This window comes from Mesorhizobium sp. M6A.T.Cr.TU.016.01.1.1 (assembly GCF_003952585.1).
Taxonomy (GTDB): Bacteria; Pseudomonadota; Alphaproteobacteria; order Rhizobiales; family Rhizobiaceae; genus Mesorhizobium; species Mesorhizobium mediterraneum.
Map to the genome: position 1 here is coordinate 1,745,696 of NZ_CP034452.1, position 26,503 is coordinate 1,772,198.

The window sequence follows — 26,503 nt, forward strand, 5'->3', positions numbered from 1 at the left end:
CTCCCCTTGTGGGAGAAGGTGTCGCCGAAGGCGACGGATGAGGGGTGCTCCAGCTTGGCACCGCCGCACTCCGTCCAACACCCCTCATCCGTCTTGGCGCTGCGCGCCAATCCACCTTCTCCCACAAGGGGAGAAGGCAAAAGCCGGCGCGGCGCCCCTTCTTGTTTCCAAATTTATGCTCGCAGCACGCCACCGGTCTGCTTGTGCACATTCTCAACGATGCGCTTGGCCAGCGCCTCGAAATCCTCGTCGGTCAGCGTCTTCTCCACCGGCTGGATCGACACCTCGATGGCGATCGATTTCTTGGCAGCACCCAGCGACGCCCCTTCGAACACGTCGAAGACCGAGACATTGGTGATCAGCTTCTTGTCGGCGGCAAGGGCGGCGCGGGTCAGCGTGGCGGCTTGGACCGCTTTGTCGACGACAAAGGCGAAATCGCGCTTGACCGCCTGGAAGGCGGACAGTTCCAGCTTCGGCTTTGTCCGCGTCGGCTTAGCCTTCGGCTCGGGCACGGCGTCGACGAAAACCTCGAAGCCGCAAAGCGGGCCGGAGACATCCAGCCCCTCCAGCGTCTTCGGATGGAATTCGCCGAATGTCCCCAAAATGACTTTAGGCCCGAGCCTGATCGTGCCGGAACGGCCGGGATGATACCAGGCCGGCCCGCCGGCCTCGATCTGCAGCCGCTCGACCGGCGCGCCGCAGGCTTCGAGCGCGGCGATCGCGTCGGCCTTGGCGTCGAACACACCGACCGGACCCGAATTGCCGGCCCAATTGCGGCCGGAGCCGTCGAGCTTGGCCGTGCCGCGCCGCACACCGGCAGCGACGCGTCGCTGCTGGTCGGCGCCGTCCCCTTCATAGGTGCCCGACACTTCGAACAGCGCGACATCGCCGATGCCCTTGTCGGCATTGCGCTGGGCGGCGGCGATCAGGCCCGGCAGCAGCGACGGCCGCATGTCCGACATGTCGGCGGCGATCGGATTGGCGAGCTTCAGCGCGGTCTGGCCGCCACCGAACAGTTCGGCATGTTTTGCCGGAATGAACGACCAGGTGACGGCCTCCATCATGCCGCGCACCGCCAGCGCCCGCTTGGCCGCCCGGGTGCGGATCTGCAGCACGGTCAGGATCTTGGCGTTGACGGCATCATGGGCGCCGAGCGGCTGCGGCGCGATATTGTCGACGCCATGGATGCGCATGACCTCTTCGACCAGGTCGGCCTTGCCGTCGACATCCGGCCGCCAGGACGGGACCGCCACATTGACGACATCGCCCGCGCCTTCCGGCTTGAAGCCGAGGCGGTTCAGGATGCCGAGGCTCTCGTCCCTCGGCACCTCGATGCCGGTCAGCCGCTTCACTTCCGACAGCGGGAAGGAAACGATCTTCTCGACATGGCCGGCATAGCCGACGACTTCGGTTTCGGTCGGCGTGCCGCCCAAGAAATCCAGCACCAGTCTGGTCGCCAGCTCCACGCCGGGCACCATGAATTCAGGGTCGACGCCGCGCTCGAAGCGGTAGCGCGCGTCGCTGATGATGCCGAGCGTCCTGCCGGTGCGGGCGGTGGTGATCGGGTCCCAAAGTGCCGATTCGATCAGCACGTCAGTGGTGTTCTCGTCGCAGCCGGAATGCTCGCCGCCCATTATGCCGGCGATCGACTCGACGCCGTCCTGGTCTGCTATCACGCACATATCAGGCGTCAGCGTGTATTCGCGGCCGTCGAGCGCCAGCACCTTTTCGCCGTCGCGCGCTCGGCGCACGACCAGGTTGCCGGCGACCTTGTTCGCGTCGAACACATGCAAGGGCCGGCCGCGGTCGAAGGTGACATAATTGGTGATGTCGACCAGCGCGCTGATCGGCCGCAGACCAATGGCGATCAGCCTTTGCTGCAGCCATTTCGGCGACGGGCCGTTCTTCACGCCGCGCACCAGGCGCAGCGCAAAACCGGGGCACAGCTCCGGCGCTTCGATCGTCACCTTGACCGGCGTCTCGCCCTTGCCGGGGATCGCCTCGACCGGCGCGCTCTTAAGTTGGCCGAGCCCGCTCGCCGCCAGATCGCGGGCGATGCCATAGACGCTGGTCGCATCCGGCCGGTTCGGCGTCAAATTGATCTCGATCAGCGGATCGTCGAGATGGGCATAGGCGGCGAAGCTGGTGCCGACCGGCGCATCTTCGGGCAGGTCGATGATGCCGTCATGCTCGTCAGAAAGCTCGAGCTCGCGCTCGGAGCACATCATGCCGTGGCTTTCGACGCCGCGGATCTTGCCGACCGTCAGCGTCACGTCGATGCCGGGAACATAGGTGCCAGGCGCTGCAAAGGCGCCGATCAGGCCCGCGCGGGCGTTCGGCGCTCCACAGACAACCTGCACCGGCGGCCTGCCGTCGCCGGTGTCGACGGTCAGCACGCGCAGCCGGTCGGCGTCGGGATGCTGCACCGCCGTCAGCACCTTGGCGATGACGAAGGGTTTCAGGCTCGCCTTGTCGTCGACATGCTCGACTTCGAGGCCGATCGAGGTCAGCCGCTCGACGATTTCGGCCAGCGAGGCGTCGGTCTCGAGGTGGTCCTTGAGCCAGGAGAGAGTGAATTTCATGACTGTGTTCCGTCTGGTCTTTGCCCGTCAGGCCTGGGCACGCTGGTCTTCAGATGGCGCGGCAAGTCGTCCGGCATGTGCACGAAGGGAAGCTGCTCGCGTACATGGGCGTGGTGCATCGGCTTGAAATAGGCCGGCATGTCCATGGCGCCGAGCATAAAATAGATGTGGTCGGCCAGCCGCTCGTCGACATAGGCGATCGGCGAGCCGCAGACACCGCAAAAGGAGCGCGTCACCGACCCGTTCTCGAACATCTTCAGCGCCTTGCCCGTAAAGGCGACCTGCTCAGTCAGGAACCCGACGAAGGCCGACACCGGCGCGCCACTGGCCCGCCGGCAATCGCCGCAATGGCAATAGCTGACATGGTGCGGTTCGGCCGAAGCCTCGAACCGCACGGCGCCGCAGCGGCAGCCGCCGGTGTGGGCCGCTGTCATGCGCTCAAGCCTGCGAATAGCGTCGGCATGTCGAGCGGCCGGAAGCCGTAATGCGACAGCCAGCGCACATCGGCGTCGAAGAAGGCGCGCAGGTCCGGCATGCCGTATTTCAGCATGGCGATGCGGTCGATGCCCATGCCCCAGGCAAAGCCCTGATACTCGTCGGGATCGAGCCCGCCATATCTCAGCACATTGGGGTGAACCATGCCGCAACCGAGGATCTCCATCCAGTCGGAGCCTTCACCGAAGCGCACCTCGCCCGGCCGCGAACGGTCGCACTGGATGTCGACCTCCATGCTGGGTTCGGTGAACGGGAAGAAGGACGGCCGGAAGCGCATCTTGACCTGTGGCACCTCGAAGAAGGCCTTACAGAACTCCTCCAGCACCCATTTCATGTTGGCGACATTGGCTGTCTTGTCGATCACCAGACCCTCGACCTGATGGAACATCGGCGAGTGTGTGGCATCGGAATCCTGCCGGTAGGTTTTTCCGGGAATGACGATGCGGATCGGCGGCTTCTGCGCCTCGATGGTGCGGATCTGCACCGGCGAGGTGTGGGTGCGCAACAGCTTGCGCTCGCCCTTCTCGTCCGACTGGAAGAAGAAGGTGTCGTGCATCTCGCGCGCCGGATGGCCTTCCGGGAAATTCAGCGCGGTGAAATTGTAATAATCGGTCTCGATATCGGGACCTTCTGCGATGGCAAAGCCGAGATCGCCGAAGATCGCGGCGATCTCGTCGCTGACCTGGCTGATCGGATGGATACGACCGCGCTCGGCCGGCGATTGCCGCACCGGTAGCGTCACATCGACCTTTTCCGCCGCGAGCCTGGCTGCGATCGCCACGTCCTTCAGCTCGGCGCGGCGCGCTGTAAGCGCCTCGGTGACGCGGTTCTTGAGGCCGTTGATAGCCGGGCCGTTTATCTGGCGCTCTTCTGCGCTCATCGAGCCGAGCGTCTTCAGCATTTCTGAGACCGAGCCCTTCTTGCCGAGCGCTGAAACACGCACGGCTTCGATCGCTTGCTCGTCGGTGGCCGACGCAATGTCGGTCATCAGGGAATTTTCGAGAGTTTCCATGTCACTCATGTTTCAGACTCGATTGGAAGCAAAGAAAACCCGCGCCAGCCGTGCCAGCGCGGGTTCCCCAAAATCAGAATTGCGAATGCTTGGGAAGCGCTGGCTTAGGCGACAGCGCTTTCAAAAGCGTTCGGCGTGGTGTTCTTGAGGTATTCGAGCGCGACCTTCGCCTTAGCCACAAGTGCGGCAAATGCCTGCGGCTCGTGGATGGCCATATCCGACAGGATCTTGCGGTCGATCTCGATGCCGGCCTTGTTGAGGCCGTCGATGAAGCGGCCATAGGTCAGGCCATGCTCGTGGGTCGCGGCATTGATGCGCTGGATCCACAGAGCGCGGAACGAACGCTTGCGGTTCTTGCGGTCGCGGTAGGCATACTGCAGCGACTTTTCCACCGCCTGCTTGGCGATGCGGATGGTGTTCTTGCGACGGCCGTAGAAACCCTTGGCGGCTTTCAGGACCTTCTTGTGCTTGGCGTGCGAGGTGACGCCTCTTTTTACGCGTGCCATGTCATGATCTCCTTAAAACGCTGTCCAGACCGAATGCCTTAGAGGCCGTTCGGCAGAAAATTCTTGATGACCTTCTTGCCATCCGGTTCAGCCAGAACCATCGTGCCGCGGGCATTTCGAATGAACTTGTTGGAACGCTTGATCATGCCGTGACGCTTGCCGGCCGCAGCCGACAGGACTTTACCCGTACCTGTGATCTTGAACCGCTTCTTGGCGGCCGACTTGGTCTTCATCTTGGGCATTTTGCTACTCCGTTTATATGCGCATCATCGCGCTTTTTGTTCGCTTCAGGCCGACCAAAGCCCGAAAAGCAAATGAAACCGCCACGGCATGCCCTGCCGGGCGGTTTTTGGGAACGGCGGTCCTATACGTCAAAGCGGGCCGGCGCGCAACACCCAGTCCGACACACCAATGCGCCCAACACCCAGTGTTCATGGAAAGCGAAACAGCACCGGCAGTATGCCCGACTGTTGGGCGCCGTCGATCAATTCGAAAAACGGCAAGGCAACGAGGAACACCAATCCGTCCAGCAGCGTCGTGCGCAGCAGGCGCGGCTTGAAGCTGCCGGTGTCGCCTTCCTGATACAGCGAAAGCTTCGGGAAGAAGCGCGGCACCCGCGCCACATAGGCCTGGAATGGAGTGCCGAGCGCCTCCTTCAGGAACTTCTCCTCGCGCAGGATGACGACATGAAAGGCGGCGGCGCAAATCACCGCGAAGCCTACCGTCGCGGTGATCGAGCCCATCTGCGCGCCGACGCCGGCGGCAGCCATCGAGGAGAAGACATAGAGCGGATTGCGGGTAATCGAATAGGGTCCGCCGGTGACCACCTCGGAGGATTTGCGTCCGCCGATATAGAGCGTCGACCACAAACGCCCGACAATGCCGAGAAAGATCAGCAGGATGCCGACCATTTCGATCGTTTCGTGCGGCACGCTTTCGGGAGGAAAGGCAGATTGGCCGAACAGCAGCGCCACGAACATGACGAGCACGAGCACGGCAAGCACCATCCTGCGCGCGTGCTGGTAGCTGCCCAGCGCACGCCTGGCCTGCACTTGTTCGGCCTGCGCCGATTTAACTTCATTGAGCATGTCGGGAATCCGATCGTCGAGGAACTTTGCCGGCGATCGCAGCGTCTGGCTAAGAAAACAGGCGCCCCGCCGATCGCCGGGACGCCTTTGCAGGATAATTCAGGCGTATTTAATGCATGTCGCCTCTTTTGCCGGCATCCGCAGCTCAATACAGCCAGAAGAGGACGGGAATTACACCGCTTTCCTGTCCGGACTCGATGAGTTCGAAAAACGGTATGGAAGCCAGGAACATCAAGCCATCGCGCAGCGTGTGATTGAAGACGCGCGGTGTGAAGGTGACCTCGGCCTGATCGCGAAAAAGCAGGGGATTGGGAAAAAACCGCGGCACCCGTGCGATGTAGTCCTTGTACGGCGCCCCGAGCACGGTGGTCAAATGCCGTTCCTCGCGCAGCGTGACGATGTAGAACGCGGCCGCGCACAAAACCGCCGACGCCACCGAGACGATCACGCTGCCGGTCTGGGCGCCGATGCCGGCGGCCGCTACGGTAGAGAAAAAATACAAGGGGTTGCGCATCACCGAATATGGGCCGGTAGCAACCACTTCGGCCGACTTGCGATCGCCGATATAGAGGATCGACCAGAGCCGGCCGCCGATCCCGATCAGTATCAGGGCGACGCCGTACTGCCCCTCTATGCGTTCGTGGCCAAGCTCATCGTGCGCGGAGCCGCCGAAGATCAGCAAAGCGCAAAAAACGCCAACCAGCAGCGCCAGCAGGATGCGCCGGCGCCGCTGATAGCGGCCCATTTCGTCGAACGACTTTTCGATCGGAGAACGTGCCGCAGCGGCCATGGAACAATCCTTTGCCGCGAGGACCGGCAACCAGGTTCCTTGTCGATGCAACTTGCGGAGAAATCATGGGCAACTTGCGGAGAAATCATGGCGAAGACAAAAACAAAAGGCCGCCGAAGCGGCCTTTGCTTTGACGGAATCGCTTTTAGCGGGGTGCCAGCACCATCATCATCTGGCGGCCTTCGAGCTTCGGTTCGGCTTCGACCTTGGCGATCGGCGCCACTTCCTCGCGAACCTTGTTCAGAAGCTGCATGCCGAGTTCCATATGCGCCATCTCGCGGCCGCGAAAGCGCAATGTCAGCTTGACCTTGTCACCTTCTTCGAAAAACCGCCGGACGGCTTTCATCTTGGTCTCGTAGTCATGACTGTCGATGTTGGGGCGCATCTTGATCTCCTTGATCTCGATGACCTTCTGGTTCTTGCGCGCCTCGGCCGCCTTCTTCTGGTTGGCGTATTTCAGCTTGCCGAGATCGAGGATTTTTACGACGGGCGGCACCGCGTTGGGCGATATCTCAACCAGATCGAGCCCAGCCTCTTCGGCGAGCAACAATGCGTCGTTGATGGAGACATCGCCGTGGTTCTGGCCTTCGGCGTCGATAAGCTGGACCCGGGGGACCCGGATGTCACGGTTGGAGCGCGGGCCCTCCTTGGTGGGCGCCGTTGCTTTGAAAGGTCTGCGAATGGTCGTGGTCTCCTTGAGCCGTTTCGTTCAGGATTTTCAGTTCAGATTTGTGAACGCGCCAATGTGGTGAGCGCGCGGCCGGAGTCAATAGCACAGCGTTCACAGGAAATCACCTGTTCCCTGACCGCAGCCTGCACCAAACGAAGAAACTTGCCGAGCGCTTTTCGTTGAACCGCCAGCCGTGCCAAAAGACCTGCCTGAGGAGTTAGCCATGACCGCACCGATTTTTCTCGACGTCGACGGAACCAGCATCGCTGTCAGGCGCGCTGCGGGTGCTGCACCAGGCATTGTCTGGCTCGGCGGCTACAAGTCGGACATGCTGGGCACCAAGGCCGAGAAGCTGTCGGAATGGGCGAGCGGGCAAGGTCGTGCTTTCCTGCGCCATGATTATTCCGGCCATGGCGAATCGGATGGCGCCTTTGCCGACGGCACCATCTCGAAATGGCTTTCGCAGAGCCTCGCTGTCTTCCGCCATTTCACGCAAGGCAGACAAATCCTGGTCGGCTCGTCGATGGGCGCATGGATCGCGCTGCGCATGGTTCAGGAATCGCACAAGGCAGGCGAGAACCGCATCGCCGGCCTGGTGCTTCTGGCTCCGGCGCCGGATTTCACCGCCGAGCTGGTCGAGCCGGCGCTGACCAAAGCGCAGAAGCGAGACCTTGCCAAAAAGGGTTTTTTCGAGGAGCCGTCGAACTATTCGGCCGAGCCTTACGTCTACACCCGAGCGCTGATCGAGGACGGCCGCAACAACCTGACAATGACCGGGCCAATCGACACCCATTGCCCCGTCCACATATTGCAAGGGCTGGCCGATGCTGACGTGCCGTCGAGCCATGCGCTGAAACTGGTCGGCCTGCTGCCGGCCGACGACGTCACGCTGTCGCTGATCCCGGACGGCGATCACCGCCTGTCGCGGCCGCATGACCTCGACATGCTGGTACGGGCGGTCGACGCCATGGTGCGGCAGGCGGGGTAGAGACATGCGCATTTCCATTCCGGTATCCGCCTTCGTCGCGGCGATCGTCGGCTTCGGCGGCACGCTGGCCATCGTCATCGCCGCCGCCAAGGCGGTCGGCGCGACGCAGGTCGAAACCGCGAGCTGGGTGACGGCGATCTGCCTCGCCATGGCGATCGAGAGCCTGTGGTTGTCATGGCGCACCAGGATGCCGGTCATCGCGGCATGGTCGACGCCGGGGGTGGCGCTGATCGCGGCATCGAGCGGCTTTTCAATCGGCGAGGCTGTCGGCGCCTTCATAGTCACCGGGATTTTGCTGATCGCCACCGGCCTGTTCAGGCCTTTGACCAAGCTGATCGCCAGGATACCGGCCTCGGTCGCGTCGGGAATGCTTGCCGGCATCGTCGTCACCTTCGCCATCAACGCGGTGAAGGCCATTCCCGCCGACCCGTGGCTGATCCTGCCGCTGATCGCCGCCTTCTTCGTCATCCGCCTGTTCAATCCGGCGCTCTCGGTGCTGGCGGTGCTGATCGGCGGCGGCGCTGCCGCCTTCCTCACCGGCCGGGTCGGTGGCCTGCCGACGCCGGAGCTTTCGACTTTGACGCTGATTGCGCCGCAGTTCACCGTCACGGCGATCATCGGCCTGGCGCTGCCGCTTTATCTGGTCACCATGGCCTCGCAGAACCTGTCCGGCCTCGCCGTGCTGAGGGCCGCGGGCTACCACCCAGAACCCGGCCCGCTGATCGGCGTCACCGGCCTGCTTTCGCTGCTGTCGGCGCCATTCGGGGCCTCGACCAGCAATCTGGCGGCGATCTCGGCGGCGATCTGCACCGGCCCCGACGTCCATCCCGATCCGGGCGAGCGCTGGAAGACCGGTCCCTTCTACGCGCTTGCCTATCTCGTCTTCGCCATTTTCGGCGCCTCGCTGGTGGCGATCTTCGCCGTGCTGCCGCAGAGCCTGATCGTGCTGGTTGCCGGACTGGCGCTGATGGCACCGCTCGCCAACGCGCTGTCGATCGCCTTGAAGGAAGACGGCGAGCGCATGGCCGCCACCGTCACTTTTGCCGTCACCGCCTCGGGGCTGACGCTGTTCGGCGTCGGCGCGGCGTTCTGGGGCCTGATTGCGGGCCTGGTCATCCTTTTCCTTGAAACTCTCAAAAAGCGATAATCATTTCAGCTGCTTGTCCGGTTTTGGCTGACACTGTCTTGAATCGCCGTTTTTCCCTTCCCATTTCGATTCCACGCAGCCGGGATTGGCTGTCTCCAACTGAAGGATTGGGAGAAAATGAACACATCTGCATTGATCCGTCCGGCCTGGACGCCGGCAACCATCGCACTGATGGTGATCGGCTTCATGGTGTTCTGGCCGCTCGGCCTCGCCATGCTCGCCTACATCATCTGGGGCGACCGGCTTGAAGGCTTCAAGCGCGACGTCAACCGCGCCACCGACGGCATCTTCGCCGGCTGCCGCCGCAGTTCCGACAAAGCGGCGCGCTGGGGCCACGGCTCCGCCCGCACCGGCAACGTCGCTTTCGACGACTGGCGCGAAAAGGAACTCGAGCGGCTCAATGAAGAGCGCCGCAAGCTCGACGAGATGCTGAGCGAGTTCGACGAATATGCCAGGGAACTGCGTCGCGCCAAGGACCAGGAAGAGTTCGACCGCTTCATGGCGAACCGCAACAAGTCGACGTCGCCTACAACCGGTGGATCAACCGGCTCGACGGGGACCGGCAAACGCGGTGGCAAATCCACGCCAGGCCTACTGGACGAGTAAGGCACTTGCCCCGATAAATAATCAAAAAACGGCGTCGCGTCAGCGGCGCCGTTTCTTTTATGTTCTATTCGTTTTCCTCGAATCACGTATCGTCGCCCCATGTCATTCGGCTTCTTCCGCAACCTGACCAAACCCAGGCCCGCCCCCGTCGTGGAGCGAGAGCATTGTGTTGCCGGCCGCACGCTGCCGCTCAAGATCGTCGAGAGCGACCGGGCGCGGCGCCTGACGCTGCGCATCGATTCCGGCGGCCGTGGCTTGCGCATCACCGTGCCGCCGGGCTTGCGCCGTGGCGAAGTCGAAAAATTCCTGGACCGCCATCAGGACTGGCTGGAGCAGCGGCTGGCCAAGGTGCCCAACCGGCCGCAGGTGCGGCCCGGCATCAAGGTACCGGTGCGCGGCGTGCCGCATCGCATCGTTCATGAGCCTTCGAAACGCGGGACCGTCACGCTGTCGCGCGACGAGCGCGGTCCGCTGATGATCGTGCATGGCGATCGCGTGCACCTGCCGCGCCGCATCGCCGATTTCCTCAAGCGCGAAGCCAAGCGCGAGATCGAGGCGCTGGTGGTCAAGCATACAGGCGCGGTCGGCAAGCGCGCCAAGGCGATCCGCTTCAAGGACACGTCGAGCCGCTGGGGATCGTGCACCTCCGACGGCAATCTGTCCTTCTCCTGGCGCATCATGATGGCGCCATCGCCTGTTATAAACTATCTCGTCGCGCATGAGGTGGCGCATCTCAAGGAGATGAACCACGGCCCGAAATTCTGGAAATTGTGCGAGCAGCTTTGCCCCGACACCGAGCGCTGCAAGGATTGGCTCAAGCGCAATGGCGGCGCGCTGCAAGCGATCATGTTCGAGTAGATCGCCCGATCAATCGTCGTTGGCGGCGTTCAGCTCTTCGGGACGTAAGCCTTCGTCGGTATGGCGCGGCCATGGCAAGAAATTCTTCTCGAAGCCATCGTTGCTGAAATAGGCCAGCGCGCGATGTGCCTCGGCGCCGTTGAAGGCGGCCTTGTCCATCAGATGAGCGATGACCTCGTGGGCCTGGGCGATCTTTTGCCTGAGTTGGGCGACGGTTTGGTCTGCCATGCTTGTTTGCTCCCGCCTGTACTGTCTGAAGTAAGGTAGCGCGTTCCGCGCTGGTGGCAAACAGGATGCTTTTTCTCGACTCTTTTGCCGTTTCGTGCCAATCCCGCGCCATGGCGCTCGACATTAAGATATGCGGATTGAAGACCGACAAGGCATTGGCCGCGGCATTGGCCGGCGGCGCCAGTCATGTCGGCTTTATTTTCTTTGCCAAAAGCCCGCGCTATGTCGAGCCGGCGGAAGCCGGCCGCTTGCGCGGAGCGGCGATCGGCAAGGCCAAGGCGGTTGCCGTGACGGTCGACGCCAGCGACGCGTTTTTGAATGAAATCGTCGGGAAAATGCGCCCGGACATGCTGCAGCTGCATGGTTCGGAAACGCCCGAGCGGGTGGTCGAGTTGAAGGCGCGCTATGGCCTGCCGGTGATGAAGGCGCTGTCGGTCAGCGAGGCTGTCGATCTGAAGCGGCTAAAACCCTTCGTCGGCGTTGCCGACCGCTTCCTGTTCGACGCCAAGCCGCCGAGGGGTTCGGAACTGCCGGGCGGCAACGGCGTTGCCTTCGACTGGCGCATTCTGGCCGGTCTTGACGCAGGCGTCGATTACATGCTTTCCGGTGGGATCAACGCCGCCAATATCGGCGATGCCCTTCGGCTTGCCAACCCGTCCGGATTAGACATTTCCTCGGGCGTGGAAAGCGCGCCGGGCGTCAAGGATCCGGCGCTGATCGAACAGTTTTTCCGGGCCGTCAGGGCAGCACGCGACAACCGCGCCGCCTGAGGATAGAACCCGGAGCATGTCCCGGAAACGTGGAAACCGGTTTTCCGACAAGGACATGCTCCAAACAAGAAGTAGGAGATCGGCGATGGACAAGCCGGCGATACCCAATTCCTTCCGCACCGGACCCGACGAACAGGGCATGTTCGGCATCTTCGGCGGTCGTTTCGTTGCCGAAACGCTGATGCCGCTGATCCTCGACCTGGAACGGCACTGGAACGAGGTCAAGGACGATCCGGATTTCAAGGCTGAGCTAACGGACCTTTCGACCCACTATGCCGGGCGGCCGTCGAAGCTTTATTTCGCCGAAGGCCTGACCAGGCATCTTCGTGAGGTTTCCGCGGCGAAGGGCCTCGGGGGCGGTGCGAAAGTCTATTTCAAGCGCGAGGATTTGAACCACACCGGCTCGCACAAGATCAACAACTGCCTTGGCCAGATCCTGCTGGCCAAGCGCATGGGCAAGAAGCGCATCATCGCCGAGACCGGCGCCGGCCAGCACGGCGTGGCGTCGGCCACGGTGGCGGCGCGTTTCGGCTTTCCTTGCGTCGTCTACATGGGCGCAACCGACGTCGCCCGGCAAAGCCCGAACGTCTTCCGGATGAAGCTGCTCGGCGCCGAGGTGCGGCCGGTGACAGCAGGCCACGGCACGCTCAAGGACGCCATGAACGAGGCCCTGCGCGACTGGGTGACGAATGTCGAGGATACCTATTACCTGATCGGCACCGCCGCCGGCCCGCACCCCTATCCGGAGCTGGTGCGCGACTTCCAGTCGGTGATCGGCACCGAGGCGCGCGCGCAGATCCTCGAGCAGGAAGGCCGGCTGCCGGACACCATTATCGCCTGCGTCGGCGGCGGTTCCAACGCCATCGGCCTGTTCCACCCCTTCCTCGATGACAAAGAGGTTCGCATCATCGGCATCGAGGCCGGCGGCCGCGGTCTGGACGGCATCGAGCACTGCGCCTCGATGAGCGCCGGCGCGCCCGGCGTGCTGCACGGCAACCGCACCTACCTTCTGCAGAATGCCGACGGGCAGATAATGGACGGGCATTCGATCTCGGCCGGCCTCGATTATCCGGGCGTCGGGCCGGAGCATTCCTGGCTGCGCGACAGTGGCCGCGTCGACTATGTGCCTGTTCTCGACGATGAGGCGCTGGAGGCGTTCCAGCTGACGACGCGCGTCGAAGGCATCATTCCGGCGCTCGAATCCGCCCATGCCATCGCGCATGCGGTGAAGATCGTGCCCGCCATGGACAAGGACCAGATCGTCATCGTCAACCTGTCCGGCCGCGGCGACAAGGACGTGCATACGGTGGCCAATATGCTGGGCATGGAGATCTGATCATGACCACCCGCATCGACCGCCGCATGGCCAAGCTGAAGGCCGAAGGCCGCCCGGCGCTCGTCACCTATTTCATGGGCGGCGACCCGGACTACGACACCTCCCTGTCGATCATGAAAGCGCTGCCCGGCGCCGGCAGTGACATCATCGAGCTTGGCATGCCGTTTTCCGATCCGATGGCCGACGGCCCGGCGATCCAGGCGGCCGGCCTGCGGGCGCTAAAAGGCGGCCAGACGCTGGTCAAGACGCTGAAGATGGCGTCGGAATTCCGCGCCGGAGACAATGAAACGCCGATCGTTTTGATGGGCTACTACAATCCGATCTACATCCACGGCGTCGACCGCTTCCTGAGCGACGCGCTGGCCAGCGGCATCGACGGGCTGATCGTCGTCGACCTGCCGCCGGAAATGGATGAGGAGCTGTGCATTCCGGCACTGAAGGCCGGCATCAATTTCATCCGGCTGGCGACGCCGACCACCGACGACAAGCGCCTGCCCAAGGTGCTGCAGAACACCTCCGGCTTCGTCTACTACGTGTCGATGACCGGCATCACCGGTTCCGCACTTGCCGACACCGGCAAGGTGGCGGCAGCGGTCACGCGCATCAAGGGCCATACCGACCTGCCGGTCTGCGTCGGCTTCGGCGTCAAGACCGCCGAGCAGGCGCGCGTGATCGGCGCCAATGCCGATGGCGTCGTCGTCGGCACCGCGATCGTCAATGCGGTCGCCAATGTTCTGGGGCCGAAGGGCGAAAAAACCGCCGACCCGGCCGAGGCGGTCGCCACGCTGGTCAGCGGGCTTTCGCAAGGCGTGCGTGCGGCTCGCCTTGCTGCCGCCGAATAGTCTTCCTACGTCTTCGTCAGGACAGGAGCCGAAGCGATGAACTGGATCACCAACTACGTTCGCCCGAAGATCAATTCGATGCTCGGCCGGCGCACCGACATGCCTGAGAACCTCTGGATCAAGGATCCCGAGACCGGCGAGATGGTCTTCCACAAGGATCTGGAGCAGAACCAGTTCGTCATCCCATCCTCCGGCCACCACATGAAGATCTCGGCCAAGGAGCGGCTGAGATTCTTCATGGACGACGGGAAGTACGAGACGCTCGAAAATCCCAAGGTGGTGCAGGACCCGCTGAAATTCCGCGACGAGAAGCGCTACACCGACCGGCTGAAGGACGCCAAGGCCAAGACCAGCCTGGAAGACGCGATCATCAATGCGCTGGGCACCGTCGAAGGCCTGCCGGTGGTGGTGACCGTGCAGGACTTCGCCTTCATGGGCGGCTCGCTCGGCATGGCCGCCGGCGACGCCATTGTTCGTGGTTTCGAGGTCGCCTTGCAACGCAAGCGGCCGCTGATCCTGTTCGCAGCGTCCGGCGGCGCCCGCATGCAGGAAGGCATCCTGTCGCTCATGCAATTGCCGAGGACCACGATCGGCGTCGATCGGCTGAAAGAGGCCGGTCTTCCCTATATCGTCGTTCTGACCAACCCGACCACCGGCGGCGTCACCGCCTCCTACGCTATGCTGGGCGACGTGCACATCGCCGAGCCCGGCGCGCTGATCGGCTTTGCCGGGCCGCGCGTCATCGAGCAGACCATCCGAGAAAAACTGCCCGACGGCTTCCAGCGCTCCGAGTATCTGATGGAGCACGGCATGGTCGACATGGTGGTGTCGCGGCTGGAGATGCGCCAGACGATCGCGCGGCTCCTGAAAATGCTGCTCAAGCTGCCGGAAGAGCAAAAGCCGCTGGAGCCGGAAATCCTGCCGCCGGCGGCGATCCCGGCGGAAGCACGCCCGCAAGCCTGACGCGACATCCTTCGTCGCGAACCGCGATTGCGCGCCATCTGTGGCGCGCCTAGGATTCTCCCATGACCACGCTTGCCGCCGACCGCGAAATCGAAAGCCTGATGTCGCTTCATCCGAAGGGCTTCGATCTTTCGCTCGACCGCATTTCGCGGCTGCTGGAGCGGTTGGGCAATCCGCAGGACCATCTGCCGCCGGTCATCCACATCGCCGGCACCAACGGCAAGGGCTCCTGCGCCGCGTTTTCGCGGGCGCTGCTGGAAGCATCCGGCCACCGCGTCCATGTCCACACATCGCCACATCTGGTGAACTGGCATGAGCGTTACCGGCTGGCCGCCGATGGTGGCGGCAGGCTGGTCGAGGACAAAGTCTTTGCCGACGCCATCGCCCGGGTCGCCAAGGCCAATGAAGGCCAGAAGATCACCGTCTTCGAAATCCTCACCGCGGTCACCTTCCTGCTGTTTTCCGAACATCCGGCGGATGCCGTCATCATCGAGGTCGGCCTCGGCGGCCGCTTCGACGCCACCAATGTCATCACCGAGCCGGCAGTGTCGGTGATCATGCCGGTCTCGCTCGATCACGAATCCTTTCTCGGCGACCGTGTCGAACTGATCGCTGCCGAAAAGGCCGGCATCATCAAGCGCGGTTGCCCGGTGGTCATCGGCGCGCAGGAAAGCGAGACGGCGCTGCAGGTGCTTCTCGAAACCGCCGAGCGGCTCGACTGTCCCGCCTTCGTCTATGGCCAGGATTTCCTCGCCTTCGAGGAAAACGGCCGCATGGTCTATCAGGACGAAGACGGATTGATGGACCTGTCGCCACCGCGGCTGCCGGGTCGCCATCAGTTCGCCAATGCGGCGGCGGCGATTGCGGCGGTCAAGGCGGCGGGTTTCGAGATCAGCCATCGCGTCGCCGACAAGGCGATGGCCAATGTCGCCTGGCCGGGGCGGATGCAGAAGTTGCCGCAAGGCAGGCTGACGGAACTGGCACCGAAGGGCGCCGACATCTGGCTCGACGGCGGCCATAATCCGGGCGCCGGCGTGGTCGTCGCAGAGGCGCTGGCCGAGCAGGAGGAAAAGAACCCGCGGCCGCTGTTCCTGATTTCCGGCATGATCAACACCAAGGACCAGAGCGGTTATTTCAGCGCCTTCAAGGGCTTGGTGCGGCATGTGTACACGGTGCCGGTGAGCCTCAGCGAGGCCAGCGTGCCGAATGACGAACTGGCGGTCCGCGCCGTCGAGGCCGGCCTGTCGGCCGAACCGGTGAGTTCTGTCGCCAATGCGCTGATGCTGCTGCGCGATACCTGGGACGGACCGCCGCCGCGCATCCTGATCAGCGGTTCGCTCTATCTGGCCGGCGCGGTGCTGGCCGAAAACGGCACGCCGCCGGTTTGAGGCTCTGGTTCACCAGGCCATGATGACGGACTTCGTCAAATCACCACGAGGAGTCAGCCATGATCAACGTAAAGCAGCTCGCTCACGTTTGCATCTTCGCAGATGATCTCGAAGTGACGCGAAGCTTCTATCGGGACGTCCTCGGCATGGACACCCAGTTCAACTTCCTGCGCGACGGCAAGATTTTCGGTTTCTACCTTAATTGCGGCAGCCGCAGCCACGTCGAGGTGTTCCAGAAAGACGGGGCCAGCTATAGCGACTTGAACCAGATCAACCACTTCTGCCTTGAAGTGGAAAACCTTGACGCCGCGATCGCCCACGTAAGAGCGAAAGGCGTTGAAGTCACGTCAAAGAAACACGCATGCGATGATACCTACCAGGCGTGGATTCGCGACCCTAACGACGTGAAGATAGAACTGTTTGAATACACTGAGAAAAGTGCGCAGTTCGTCGGAGGCGATCGTATCGCGGATTGGTGATCGCCTCACGCCTATGGCGGAGACGGCCTCGGTGGGGACTACTTCAGCTCAATCTCGATGAAGGCATACTCGCCCTCATTGGCATTGATGACGTCATGCTCCACGCCCTCCTTGCGGAAATAGGGCGCGCCCTTCTTCATTTCGGCGAAGGATTCGCCGTCCTTGGTCAGGAGCTTGAGCTTGCCGTCCATCAGCGGCACGATGACATAGTCGTGGCCATGACGGTGCCAGCCGGTGTTGTCGCCCGGCGCGAAGCGATATTCGGTGACGATGACGCGCTCATTGTCGATGAAGACGGTGGCTTTTGCGGATCCGGTCATGTCGTTCTCCTGCTTTAAGCCAGACAAGAACATGACGCGGCAAGTGGCGAGTGCCAGATCGGCGGATTGGTGACACCAACAAAAAGCCCGGCGCGAGGGCCGGGCTCGTCTGCGAAATTTTCGGTCGGATCAGGCGAGATTGCCGTTGATCCAGTGCGACAGCGCCGTCTTCGGCGCGGCGCCAACCTTCATGTCGGCCATTTCGCCGCCCTTGAAGATCATCAGCGTCGGGATAGAGCGCACGCCGAACTGCGCGGCCAGCTCCGGATTCTCGTCGATGTTGAGCTTGGCGATCTTCACCTTGCTGCCGAGTTCGATGGCGATGTCTTCCAGCGCCGGCGCGATCATCTTGCACGGGCCACACCATTCCGCCCAGAAATCGACCACGACCGGCTCCTTGGCGTCAAGCACATCGGTCTGGAAGTTGCTCTTGTCGACCTTGACGGTGGCCATGCGAAAATCCTTTCGAGAGTTATTGTCGCACCAAATGTGGTGGTGATCGTGGCCTTCTTCAAGCAGCTGTTGTGTCACGCTCCCGTGAGTCGGGCAAGAGCGTCGTCCATGACCGCCGGCGGCAGCTCGATCAGCCGCGGCACTTCAGTGAACAGCAGAGCCGCCGAGACCTCATGCCGGGGGTAAAGCGGCTGGAGCAGCGCGCGGTAGAGCGCGAGCTGCAGGACATAGGCCGGCGGAACGTCCGCCAGCGCTGCTGGCGCCGGCCGGTTGGTCTTGTAATCGACGATCGACACCTTGCCTGATGTGACCGCCAGCCGGTCGATCTTGCCGGAGATGGAACGCAGCTTGCCCTTGACCTCCAGGCTGCCCATGACCGCGACTTCGGCGCGCGACGATGATGCAAACAGCTGATCGAAGCGGCTGTCGGCAAGGATCGCCGCCACCGAGGTCAAGGCCTTGTCGCGCTCGCCTTCAGGCCATTGCGCGCCAACGCGCTTGAGATAGCGTTCCGCGGCATCCCGGCGTTCGGCCTCGGCAATGCCGGGCAGCATCTGCAACAATTTGTGCAGCGCCAGCCCTCGCATCACGGCAAAGCCAGGTTCCGCCTCGGTGTCCAGCACCGGCGAGCCGGTGTCGATTACGGCTTCCTTGGCCTCATCGATCAGGGCCGAGGCGCCGGAGGGCGACAGCGGTCGCGGCAGATCCTCGAAAGGCGGCAAGGGCTGGAACAGGGTCTTCGGCAACGGCTCGAACTGTTGCGTCTGCCGCGCCTCTTCGGCCGCCGCCTGTGCGACCGGCGGCAATTTTGTCACGTGAAACCGATGCACGGTCTCGCCGGTGGCGGGGTGCAGTCGCTCATCGCTTTCGGGGGCGCCGACCAGCGCGCGGCTGACGATCGAATGCCAGGTACCGGCGTTCGGTGCCCGCTTGCCATGGTAGCCGCAGACGATCAGCCGGTCCTCGGCGCGGGTCATGCCGACATAGAGCAGCCGACGGTATTCGTCGTCGGACAGCTCGCGAGCGCGAACCGAAGCGGCCCGCGAGAATCCATTGGCGACATCGCTGGCCGAGCGCCAGAGATAGCCCTTGCCACCCCAGTGCTCGCCCGAGCCATCGAACGGCATCAGTCGCGGCAGATGCTGGTCGCTGAACGGCGCCGAGCCGCCATCGACCAGGAACACGACAGGCGCCTCCAGGCCCTTGGCGGCATGCACGGTCATGACGCGAACCTCGTCGCGGGTCTGGTCCATTTCGCGCTTGATCTCGGGGCCGGCATTTTCCAGCGTCGACAGGAAGGATTCCAGTCCCGGCAGGCCGGTCCGTTCCTCGGCCAGGCAAAAGCTTAGAAACTCGTCGAGGATGTCGCCGGCTTCCGGCCCGAGCCGCGCGATCATTTTCTTGCGCAGGCCGTCGCGGGCGAGAGCCCCGGCATAGAATTCGAACACCGGTTTGAAGGCGGCCTCATCAGACCATGTGTCGAGTTGGGCAACGATTGCGGCCAAGGCAGCGCTTTCGCCGGCTTGCTGCCTGAGCGAAGCGATCAGCGAGAGACCAGACGGCCGCTCGCCCGCCAGCGCGAAAAGCATCTCTTCCGAAACATCGAAAATCGGGCTGCGCAGCACTGCCGCAAGCGACAGATCATCCTCGGGCTGGATGAGAAAATGGCCGAGCGCGATCAGATCCTTCACCGCGATATGGCCGGGCAAGCTAAGCCGGTCGGCGCCGGCGACCGGGATGTCGCGGCGCTTCAGCGCACGCGTCAGCGCATGGACGAAACGATCGCGCTTGCGCACCAGCACCAGCACGTCGCCGGGCCGAAGCTTCTTGCCACGGCCTTCGATGATCTCGCCGGTGCCGATCCAGCCAGCAATGGTCGCCGCCACGTTCTCGGCAACACGCACCGCCGGCGCGTGGGCGTGGTCGACGGCCTGCGTCCAGTCGTCGGGTTCGTCGACGACGTCTGCGCCGATCGACGGCCAGACCTCGACATAGCCAGGCGCATCGGTGCGGATCGCCTTGTGATTCAGCGGGTCGGGATCGTGGCTGATGCCGCGCCGCACGATCGGGTCGGCAAAGACACGGTCCACCGCCGCAAGCACGTCGTCGGTCGAGCGGAAGGACCAGGTCAGCTTGAGGTCGGCGAAGGCGGCGTTGGCGTCGCGCACCCTTCCGGCAAACAGGATCCTTGAGTCGGCAAAGGAGTCGGGCGCCGCTCCTTGAAAGGAATAGATCGACTGCTTTTCGTCGCCGACGGCAAAGACCGTGCGATGAACATTGTCGCGCGCGCCGAGCCCGGCAAAGAATTCCTCTGCCAGCCGCTTAACCACCTCCCATTGGTCGGGGCTGGTGTCCTGCGCCTCGTCGAGCAGGATGTGGTCGATGCCCTGGTCGAGCTTGTGTTGCACCCAAGGGCCGGCGTCGGGCCGCGCCAGAAGATTAACCGTTCGGGTGATGAGGTCGTTGAAGTCGAGAAAGCCGCGGGCGCGCTTCAAGTGCTCGTAACGGGCGATCAGCCAGTCGGCGATGGTCAGCGCGGCACGTGTGCCCTCCAGCATCCTGAACAACGCCAATCGATCGGAGATTTCGAGGATGGCATCGGCCGCTGAGAGATAGCGCTCGGCAAGATCCGGCAGCCGATCGAGCAACGCCTTCTTGAATGTCTTTGCCGGCTCATAAGGCTCGCCATCCGCCCGCAGGAAAGCTTTTGCCAGCAATTGCAGCCGCCGTACCGGATCATCCTCAGCGAAGGCAAGGTGGGCGTAGGGCAGAAGATTGTTCAGCACGATGCGGGCATCGGCGGCTTCAGCGGCGCGGGCAAAAGTGGTGAAATAGTCCGGCAGGAAGCCCGGCAGCGGCCAGACGGACGCCGCCAGGCCCTCGGCGGTCTGGCCGGCGCGAAACCTAAACTCGTCCAACAGCGCCCGGAAGCCATCGCCACCGGCCGCGCTGATGAAGGCGCGCAAGCCGTCGCGCTTGCGCACGATCTCGGCCAGCAATGCGTCGAGCCCATGTTCGCCGCCGCGCTCCAGAATGGTGGCGAATGCCTCTGCCAGTCCCGCATCGCCGGCGGCCGTGCCCGAGATCATGTCACGACGGGCGGCGGCGAAGAGCGACGCCTCCATCTGCGGATCGAGCATTTCGAAATGAGCCGGAATGTTGGCTTCCAGCGGAAACTGGTGCAGCACCGATTCGCAGAAGGCGTGGATGGTCTGGATCTTCAGCCCGCCCGGCGTCTCCAGCGCCTCGGCAAACAGCCGGCGCGCGCGGCGCATGGTTTCGCGATCGGGCTGGCGACCGTCCAGCGCCTCTACCCTCGCCGCCAGATCGACGTCGGCAAGCGCAGTCCATTCCGACAACGTCGAAAACACCCGGTTCGACATGTTGGCGGCGGCGGCACGGGTGTAGGTCAGACACAGGATCTTCGATGGATCGGTGCCACGCAGCAAGAGCCTGATGACGCGCTGGGCCAGCACATGGGTCTTGCCCGATCCGGCATTGGCCGACACCCAGGCGGAATTTTTCGGGTCGGAGGCGCTTGCCTGGCTGGCGGCGGTATCGGTCGGGATGGGATAGGCCTTCTTCATGCCTCCCCTCCTTCGTCGTCGGCGTCGCCGCCGGCGGACCATTCGAGAACGCGGGCGAGATGGTCGTAGTCGCCATCGGTCTCGCCTTCGCGAAATGGCAGCGCCCGCGACAAATAGCCGGTCGTCGGGTCGGCGTAATGGATCAGCAGTTTTTCCAACCGCGCCCAGGCCTCCTCGGCGAGATCGGCGGCGGTTCGCGGCTTGCGGTTGTATTCGAGGATGGATTCCTCGAATACCTCACCGTTCGGCTTCAGCCTGACGAAGGCCAACTGCGACGGCTCGCGCGCGCCAAGCCCCTTGAAGGCCCCGCGCCTCAGCAATGCCCCTTCCAGCGCCAATTGTGGCGACAGCAGCGTGTGCGCCTGCGCCTTGGACGGCGAGGAGCCGGTCTTGTAGTCGAGAATGTCGGCCATGCCGCCGACCAGCAGGTCGACGCGATCAGCGTAGCCGGACAGCGTCACGCCGGACCGGCCGACGCCGGTTTTCTCGGCGCGCTCCTCGGCGTGCCGCATTGTCACGGCAAGGGCGCGGCCGCGCTCCCATTCGATGATCCCTGCCGCAAGCTTTTCGAAGCGCGGCCACCACACCGCCTCGACATCGTGAGGGAGGGCCGCTTCGGCAAAGCATTGGCGGCCGGCGACGATGAGACCGTCAAGCGCCTCTGGCACAAGCGGATCGGCCACGGTCCGCGAAAAGAGATGCAGGATGGCGTGAAACAGCGTGCCGCGCTCGGCAGCGCCCGGGTCGCGGATGACCGGGTCGAGCGGCATCAGGCGGAGGATCCTCCTGGCGTAGATTGCGTAAGGGTCGCGGCGCAGCGTCTCGATCTCGGTGACCGAGAAATGCTGCGGCCGCACAGCCAGCGGCGGCTTCGGCTGCGGTCGCGGCGCGAAATCTCTCCTTTCGCCGGCATCGAGCGCACGTGCCCAGGAAAGGAATTCATCACCACGCCGGCGCAGCGCTGCCGCATGGTCCTTGCCGATGAAGGTCAGGAGGCGCTGCAGCCAGCGCGACGGCACCGCCGGCGCGTCGCCCGAGCGGGCGGAGCGCGCCAGCACCACTTTCTTCGCCCCCATCGCCATCTGGAAATCATGGGCGGCCAGGCCGATGCGCCGTTCGGGCGGTTCGAGATCGATGCCGGTCTTCATCAGCCGCGACATGAAGCGGTCGCTCTCCGGCTTGCGCGGCCACACGCCTTCATTGAGCCCGCCGACGACCAGCGTGTCGACGCTCTGCAACCGGGCTTCCAACGCGCCCCAGATGGCGATGTTCCTGTCGGTGCCTTGTGCCGGCTTGACGGTTTCGGGCGCGATCAGCGCCTCCATCACATCGGGCCATTCGTCCGCCGCGAAGGAGAACGACGCCGAGGCAGCGACCAGCCCGCGCAAGAGTTCGGCGAGCTTTTCACCGGCATCGCCCGCATAGAGTTCGCTCAGGCTGCCATCCGCGGTGCGGCCGAGACCTTCGAGCGCGACGACGCTGGCCCGGGTCAATTCGGCAAGATCGGCCTCGGCTTGATTGCGAAAGGCGATCAGCGGCGCCAGCGCCGCGGCTAGGCGGATGAGCAATTTGCGGGCGCCCTCGATGTTGCGCACGGTCAGGCGGGAAAACCAGAAGGGCGGGCGGGCATCGCCCAGGCTGGTGAGACGGGCCTCGAAGAGCTCCGGCAACGATGCGATATCGGGGCGGCCGGTGCCGCCACGCAGCGCCACCAGTTCGATGATCTCCGCCGCATGACGGACGCTTGTGCGTTCCAGGCCGAGGCCAAGCAGCGGGTGCTTGAGCAGCGACAGCAGGGCGACCGGATCGCCGGGCCGGAACGCGGCCTGAAGCGCCAGCCTGAGCAGACTGGCGGCTGGCGTGTTGATGAGCGGCGTGCCGCCCGAATCGTCGGCCACGACCCCAAACCGCAACAGCTCGACCGAGACGCGCCGCGCCAGGGCGCGGTCGCCGGTGACGAGCGCCGCGCGCTGGCCGGGCTGCTCGACGGCACGTTTGAGCGCGACGGCGATCGCCACCGCTTCGTCGCGTTCGCCGGCGGCTTCGAGAAGCGTCACGTCGGCGAAGGCATCAGTGATGTCCGCGGCGGCAAAGCCAGCGCGCGTCTGCGCCCATAGCTCAGTGGTTTCGGCCGGCCGCAGCGCCTCGCCGACAAGTGCGGCGCGCAGCGCCAGCGGCCTTTCGGCAACGGCGATCTCCTCGACATCGCCGCGCAGCACGCCGATCTTGCCGATCAGTTTTGCCAGGCCGTATTGCGGATGGCCAAGCAAGGCCGGGCGCGCCCCGGGCGCCGCGATTGCCTGGAATGACGGCTCATCCAGCATCAAATCGAGGCCGGGCAGCACGACGGCGCCGCTGGGCAGGCCGGCGATCACCGCAAGCAATTCGGCGGTGGCCGGAATCGACCCGGTGGAGCCGGCTGCGATCACCGGCCCAGTGGGCGGATTGCGCTTCAGCCGCGCCGCTTCCAGCCTGATCAGCGCATTGCGATGCGCGGCGGGGTTGGAGCGGTTGCGTTCCTCGAGGAAATCCGGCCAGTTTTCGGTGACGATGCTCAGGAAGTCGAGTGTCACTTGCCACCAGCCGGCAAGGTTGCCGGTGACCAGATCGGCGAGCCTGGTCCAGTCTGTGCCTTCGGTCTCGATCTCGTCCATCAGCCGGGCCAGGTCGCGCGCCAGCCAGATGGCGTCGGCGGCGGAGGCCGGCACAACGATCTCCTCATCGAAAAGTGCCGCGACATGGGCAGGCAAGCGGCGCTTCCAGGCGCGCACCAGCGGTGCCAGCAGCAGCAGCCGCTCGATCGCCGCGATCGGCGGCGCGAGATCGATCGCCGCCGATGCGTCGGCCTCGAATGCAGCTTCGTCCTCGTCGAACTCGCCAAGCGGACGGATGACCGGCAGGATCGCCGAGCGGCCACCCAGACGGTCGACGAAGACGCCGCGCAGCGCCCGCGCGGCGCGGCGCGTCGGCACGTAGATGGTGGCGTCGGCCAGCGCCAGCGGGTCGCCGTCGAAGCGGAAACCGGGGACAAGCCGTCCTGACAGCAGGGCCTCGGCCAGCGTCGGCAGAAACGGCGCTCCGGGTGGGATCGAGAAAACGCGGCGGGAGCCGCTCATTTCGACTTAGTGAAGGCGCTTGTCAACTCGGTAAAAGCACTGGGTGACTCAGCGAGAGCAGCGGCGACGGCGGCTTCCGCAAGCGGAATGGCGTCTGGCGTGCCGACAGTGATCCAATGGCCCTGCATCGCCATGCCGAACAGGCGCCCAGTGGCAATGGCGGCATCGAAATACGCGTTGAGCGAATGCGGCCCGGCCGGCGCATCCCTAAAAAGGCGCGGATGGACAATGGCCGCACCTGCATAAATCAGGCCCGCCGGATCGCCCTTCGAACGCCGCAGGGCGCCGTCCGGCGCCATCAGGAAATCGGTACCGCCGTTGTGTCCGGTTGCTGACTTGATATCTGCGAGCATCAGCAGAATATCCATTTTCGTCGCATCCCATGCAAGGGCGAGGCGGGCAAGGTTGGGCACGCCGCTGTCGATCCAGAAGGTGTCGGCGTTGACGATGTAAAAGGGAGCCCCTCCCAGTTCCGGCAAAGCATGGACGATACCGCCGGCGGAATCGAGCAGTCTTTCGCTTTCATCGGAAATGACGACTTTCGGGGCGCGGCGCGCGGCGACATGGGCGACGATCTGTTCGGGGAAATAATGGACGTTGACCATCGCCTTGTCGACGCCGGCCTGCGCCAGGCTGTCCAGGCACCAGTCGAGCAATGTCTTGCCTGATATCTTGACCAGCGGCTTCGGCATCGTGTCGGTGATTGGCCGCATGCGCTTTCCCAGCCCGGCGGCAAGCACCATTGCGGTTTTGAGGTGTGTCGTCACAGCGACCGCTCCTCTAGCAGGCCGTGGGCGGTATAGAAATCCCGCAAGCTGGCCAGCCCGGGATGCGCCAGCGCTCGCCTGAGATAGTCGCGAATGCGCGGCAGGTGTTTTAGATAATAGGGCTTCCCGTCGCGCTTTTCGAGCCGAACGAAAATGCCGAGTATCTTCGAATTGCGCTGCGCGGCCATGATCGCATAGGTCTCGACGAATTCGTCTTCGTTAAAGGCGCCAGCCTTATGGCGCGCGGCGATATAGGCTTCGAGCGTCCGCTTCTCGATCTCAGGCGAAACCGTGACGCGCGCATCCATGGCAAGCGAAGCGAGGTCATAGGCGGACGGGCCGATCAGCGCGTCCTGGACATCGACGACCCCAAGGCGATCGTGACCGGTACGATTGCCGCGCCAGATGATATTGGGCGAATGAAAATCGCGCAGCATGAGCGTGTATTCGCGCCCTTCCAGCCGGTCGAGGACCGCATTCCATTCCCTGTCATAGCCGGCGCGCAAGGCATCGCTTGCCGGGCCATCCGATATCGCCGGCACATACCAGTCGAGCAGCAATTCGGCTTCGATCATCATGGCGTCGCGGTCGAAAGGCGGCACGTCGTGAAAGACGCCGGGCGCGGCCTCCATTCGATCGGGCCATGATTTGCCATGCATCATGGCAAGCAGTTTGGCCGCCGCTGCGTACCGCTCCGCCACCGGCTGACCATGCTGGCCGAGAAATCCCTCCGAGCCGAGATGCTCCAAGAGAAGAAAGCCTTGGTCCAGGTCCTGCGCATGGATCTCCGGGGCGCTGACGCCGCCGGCCCGCAACGCCCGGTCGATGGCGACGAAGGCCGAGACGGATTGCGCGGTGTGGGCGATCACCGCATAGGGCTTGCCGTTGCGGACCGGCGACCCGAGCACCAGCCTTGGTGAATTCATTAACACGCGCCGCGGCAGGCCGGCCAGCGAGACGATCTCATAGGAGCGGGCCGATGCGTCGCCAACAAAGTATCGTCGCTGCGCTTTGCCCCAGCCAGCTTTTTCCAGAAAATCGCGCATCGCCAGCGATCGCGCCGCGCGCTCGAAGGCAGCGCCTTGTCCCGACAGTCTCGCCAGGCGGCCGTCGCCCTGATGGAGCAGCTCGATCTGGACCGAAGTCTTTGGCAAATAGGACCCTGCCCGTTCCGGCCATTCGACCAGGGCAGCGCCTTGCGCCAGCGCTTCGTCGAAGCCCAGCTCGTCCAGCTCGGACGCCGAGGACAGGCGATAGAGGTCGAAATGATGGATGGGAACGCGCGCCTCATAGCTCTGGACGAGCGTGAAGGTCGGGCTCGGCACATCGAGACCGGAATCGTCGGTCATTGCCCTGATCAGCGCCCGCGCCAAACTCGACTTGCCGGCGCCAAGGTCGCCTTTGAGCGCCAGCACGTCGCCGGGGCGCAGCGACATGGCCAGATCCTCGCCCAGCCTTGCGGTCGCAGCCTCGTCGGCGAGAAAACGCTCCAGCACCACGCCTGCCATCGAG

25 protein-coding genes are annotated in these 26,503 nt (G+C 63.8%); 10 read left to right on the forward strand and 15 right to left on the reverse strand.

Translation table 11 applies throughout. The features are described 5' to 3' along the window. Positions 1-173: 173 nt before the first annotated feature. The 8 genes from pheT to infC all read right to left on the reverse strand — a co-directional run bounded on the left by pheT (position 174) and on the right by infC (position 7,155). Positions 174-2,582 (reverse strand): phenylalanine--tRNA ligase subunit beta, encoded by a 2,409-nt coding sequence (gene pheT, locus EJ075_RS08090; protein ID WP_126103979.1) that lies wholly within the window; start codon positions 2,580-2,582, stop codon positions 174-176. Continuing rightward, the gene (locus EJ075_RS08095; protein ID WP_095484449.1) at positions 2,579-3,016 is read right to left on the reverse strand and encodes a GFA family protein; all 438 of its coding nucleotides are present in this window, start codon (positions 3,014-3,016) and stop codon (positions 2,579-2,581) included. The genes pheT and EJ075_RS08095 overlap by 4 nt, the downstream gene beginning before the upstream one ends. Then, on the reverse strand, positions 3,013-4,098 hold the full coding sequence (gene pheS / locus EJ075_RS08100; RefSeq protein ID WP_126103980.1) for a phenylalanine--tRNA ligase subunit alpha: 1,086 nt from the start codon (positions 4,096-4,098) through the stop codon (positions 3,013-3,015). Before pheS ends, EJ075_RS08095 begins: the two co-directional genes overlap by 4 nt. 95 nt (positions 4,099-4,193) lie before the next feature. Continuing rightward, positions 4,194-4,595 (reverse strand): 50S ribosomal protein L20, encoded by a 402-nt coding sequence (gene rplT / locus EJ075_RS08105; protein WP_006201247.1) that lies wholly within the window; start codon positions 4,593-4,595, stop codon positions 4,194-4,196. 38 nt (positions 4,596-4,633) lie between these two features. Then, the gene (rpmI, locus tag EJ075_RS08110; protein WP_006201248.1) at positions 4,634-4,837 is read right to left on the reverse strand and encodes a 50S ribosomal protein L35; all 204 of its coding nucleotides are present in this window, start codon (positions 4,835-4,837) and stop codon (positions 4,634-4,636) included. A gap of 189 nt (positions 4,838-5,026) precedes the next feature. Next, the gene (locus EJ075_RS08115; RefSeq protein ID WP_095484451.1) at positions 5,027-5,683 is read right to left on the reverse strand and encodes an isoprenylcysteine carboxylmethyltransferase family protein; all 657 of its coding nucleotides are present in this window, start codon (positions 5,681-5,683) and stop codon (positions 5,027-5,029) included. 145 nt (positions 5,684-5,828) lie between these two features. Then, positions 5,829-6,473 (reverse strand): isoprenylcysteine carboxylmethyltransferase family protein, encoded by a 645-nt coding sequence (locus EJ075_RS08120; protein ID WP_126103981.1) that lies wholly within the window; start codon positions 6,471-6,473, stop codon positions 5,829-5,831. A 145-nt stretch (positions 6,474-6,618) separates the two neighbouring features. Beyond that, a complete protein-coding gene (gene infC, locus EJ075_RS08125; protein WP_095484453.1) occupies positions 6,619-7,155 on the reverse strand; it encodes a translation initiation factor IF-3 in 537 nt (178 codons plus the stop codon). Between the two features lie 211 nt (positions 7,156-7,366). On the opposite strand from infC, the gene EJ075_RS08130 reads away from it, so the two are divergent. The 4 genes from EJ075_RS08130 to EJ075_RS08145 all read left to right on the forward strand — a co-directional run bounded on the left by EJ075_RS08130 (position 7,367) and on the right by EJ075_RS08145 (position 10,742). Further along, a complete protein-coding gene (locus EJ075_RS08130; RefSeq protein ID WP_126103982.1) occupies positions 7,367-8,131 on the forward strand; it encodes an alpha/beta hydrolase in 765 nt (254 codons plus the stop codon). Positions 8,132-8,135: 4 nt separating this feature from the next. Then, a complete protein-coding gene (locus tag EJ075_RS08135) occupies positions 8,136-9,278 on the forward strand; it encodes a benzoate/H(+) symporter BenE family transporter (protein ID WP_126103983.1) in 1,143 nt (380 codons plus the stop codon). Positions 9,279-9,395: 117 nt separating this feature from the next. Then, positions 9,396-9,884 carry a DUF2852 domain-containing protein gene (locus EJ075_RS08140; RefSeq protein WP_095484456.1) on the forward strand — a complete coding sequence of 163 codons (489 nt, stop codon included), beginning with the start codon at positions 9,396-9,398 and terminating at the stop codon, positions 9,882-9,884. A 99-nt stretch (positions 9,885-9,983) separates the two neighbouring features. Beyond that, positions 9,984-10,742, forward strand: a complete 759-nt coding sequence (locus EJ075_RS08145; RefSeq protein ID WP_095484457.1) for a M48 family metallopeptidase — start codon at positions 9,984-9,986, stop codon at positions 10,740-10,742. 9 nt (positions 10,743-10,751) lie between these two features. Here EJ075_RS08145 and EJ075_RS08150 read toward each other — a convergent pair whose 3' ends face one another. Further along, the gene (locus tag EJ075_RS08150; RefSeq protein ID WP_126103984.1) at positions 10,752-10,970 is read right to left on the reverse strand and encodes a hypothetical protein; all 219 of its coding nucleotides are present in this window, start codon (positions 10,968-10,970) and stop codon (positions 10,752-10,754) included. 110 nt (positions 10,971-11,080) lie between these two features. Here EJ075_RS08150 and EJ075_RS08155 point away from each other — a divergent pair, with 110 nt between their 5' ends. The 6 genes from EJ075_RS08155 (at position 11,081) to EJ075_RS08180 (ending at position 16,748) form a co-directional block, all read left to right on the forward strand. Further along, positions 11,081-11,740 (forward strand): phosphoribosylanthranilate isomerase, encoded by a 660-nt coding sequence (locus EJ075_RS08155; RefSeq protein ID WP_126107275.1) that lies wholly within the window; start codon positions 11,081-11,083, stop codon positions 11,738-11,740. Between the two features lie 85 nt (positions 11,741-11,825). Beyond that, on the forward strand, positions 11,826-13,076 hold the full coding sequence (trpB, locus tag EJ075_RS08160; protein WP_126103985.1) for a tryptophan synthase subunit beta: 1,251 nt from the start codon (positions 11,826-11,828) through the stop codon (positions 13,074-13,076). Positions 13,077-13,078: 2 nt separating this feature from the next. Beyond that, positions 13,079-13,918, forward strand: a complete 840-nt coding sequence (gene trpA, locus EJ075_RS08165; RefSeq protein WP_095484461.1) for a tryptophan synthase subunit alpha — start codon at positions 13,079-13,081, stop codon at positions 13,916-13,918. A 36-nt stretch (positions 13,919-13,954) separates the two neighbouring features. Further along, positions 13,955-14,881 (forward strand): acetyl-CoA carboxylase, carboxyltransferase subunit beta, encoded by a 927-nt coding sequence (gene accD, locus EJ075_RS08170; RefSeq protein ID WP_126103986.1) that lies wholly within the window; start codon positions 13,955-13,957, stop codon positions 14,879-14,881. A 62-nt stretch (positions 14,882-14,943) separates the two neighbouring features. Beyond that, on the forward strand, positions 14,944-16,269 hold the full coding sequence (locus EJ075_RS08175) for a folylpolyglutamate synthase/dihydrofolate synthase family protein (RefSeq protein ID WP_126103987.1): 1,326 nt from the start codon (positions 14,944-14,946) through the stop codon (positions 16,267-16,269). Positions 16,270-16,328: 59 nt separating this feature from the next. After that, entirely contained in the window at positions 16,329-16,748 is a 420-nt protein-coding gene (locus EJ075_RS08180) for a VOC family protein (protein WP_126103988.1), read from the forward strand. Between the two features lie 38 nt (positions 16,749-16,786). On the opposite strand, the gene EJ075_RS08185 is transcribed toward EJ075_RS08180, so the two are convergent. The 6 genes from EJ075_RS08185 to tsaE all read right to left on the reverse strand — a co-directional run bounded on the left by EJ075_RS08185 (position 16,787) and on the right by tsaE (position 26,499). Continuing rightward, positions 16,787-17,068 (reverse strand): cupin domain-containing protein, encoded by a 282-nt coding sequence (locus tag EJ075_RS08185; protein ID WP_065011517.1) that lies wholly within the window; start codon positions 17,066-17,068, stop codon positions 16,787-16,789. A 129-nt stretch (positions 17,069-17,197) separates the two neighbouring features. Further along, positions 17,198-17,521, reverse strand: coding sequence for a thioredoxin (gene trxA, locus EJ075_RS08190; RefSeq protein WP_027152031.1), 324 nt, complete (start codon positions 17,519-17,521; stop codon positions 17,198-17,200). Positions 17,522-17,595: 74 nt separating this feature from the next. Then, positions 17,596-21,108 carry a double-strand break repair helicase AddA gene (addA, locus tag EJ075_RS08195; RefSeq protein WP_126103989.1) on the reverse strand — a complete coding sequence of 1,171 codons (3,513 nt, stop codon included), beginning with the start codon at positions 21,106-21,108 and terminating at the stop codon, positions 17,596-17,598. After that, positions 21,105-24,224 carry a double-strand break repair protein AddB gene (gene addB / locus EJ075_RS08200; protein ID WP_126103990.1) on the reverse strand — a complete coding sequence of 1,040 codons (3,120 nt, stop codon included), beginning with the start codon at positions 24,222-24,224 and terminating at the stop codon, positions 21,105-21,107. Before addB ends, addA begins: the two co-directional genes overlap by 4 nt. Continuing rightward, positions 24,221-24,967: a nucleotidyltransferase family protein gene (locus EJ075_RS08205; RefSeq protein WP_126107276.1), complete on the reverse strand. Its 747-nt coding sequence runs from the start codon at positions 24,965-24,967 to the stop codon at positions 24,221-24,223. Before EJ075_RS08205 ends, addB begins: the two co-directional genes overlap by 4 nt. A gap of 20 nt (positions 24,968-24,987) precedes the next feature. Then, complete coding sequence (gene tsaE, locus EJ075_RS08210) at positions 24,988-26,499, reverse strand: tRNA (adenosine(37)-N6)-threonylcarbamoyltransferase complex ATPase subunit type 1 TsaE (protein ID WP_126103991.1); 1,512 nt, start codon at positions 26,497-26,499, stop codon at positions 24,988-24,990. Between the last annotated feature and the right edge of the window lie 4 nt (positions 26,500-26,503).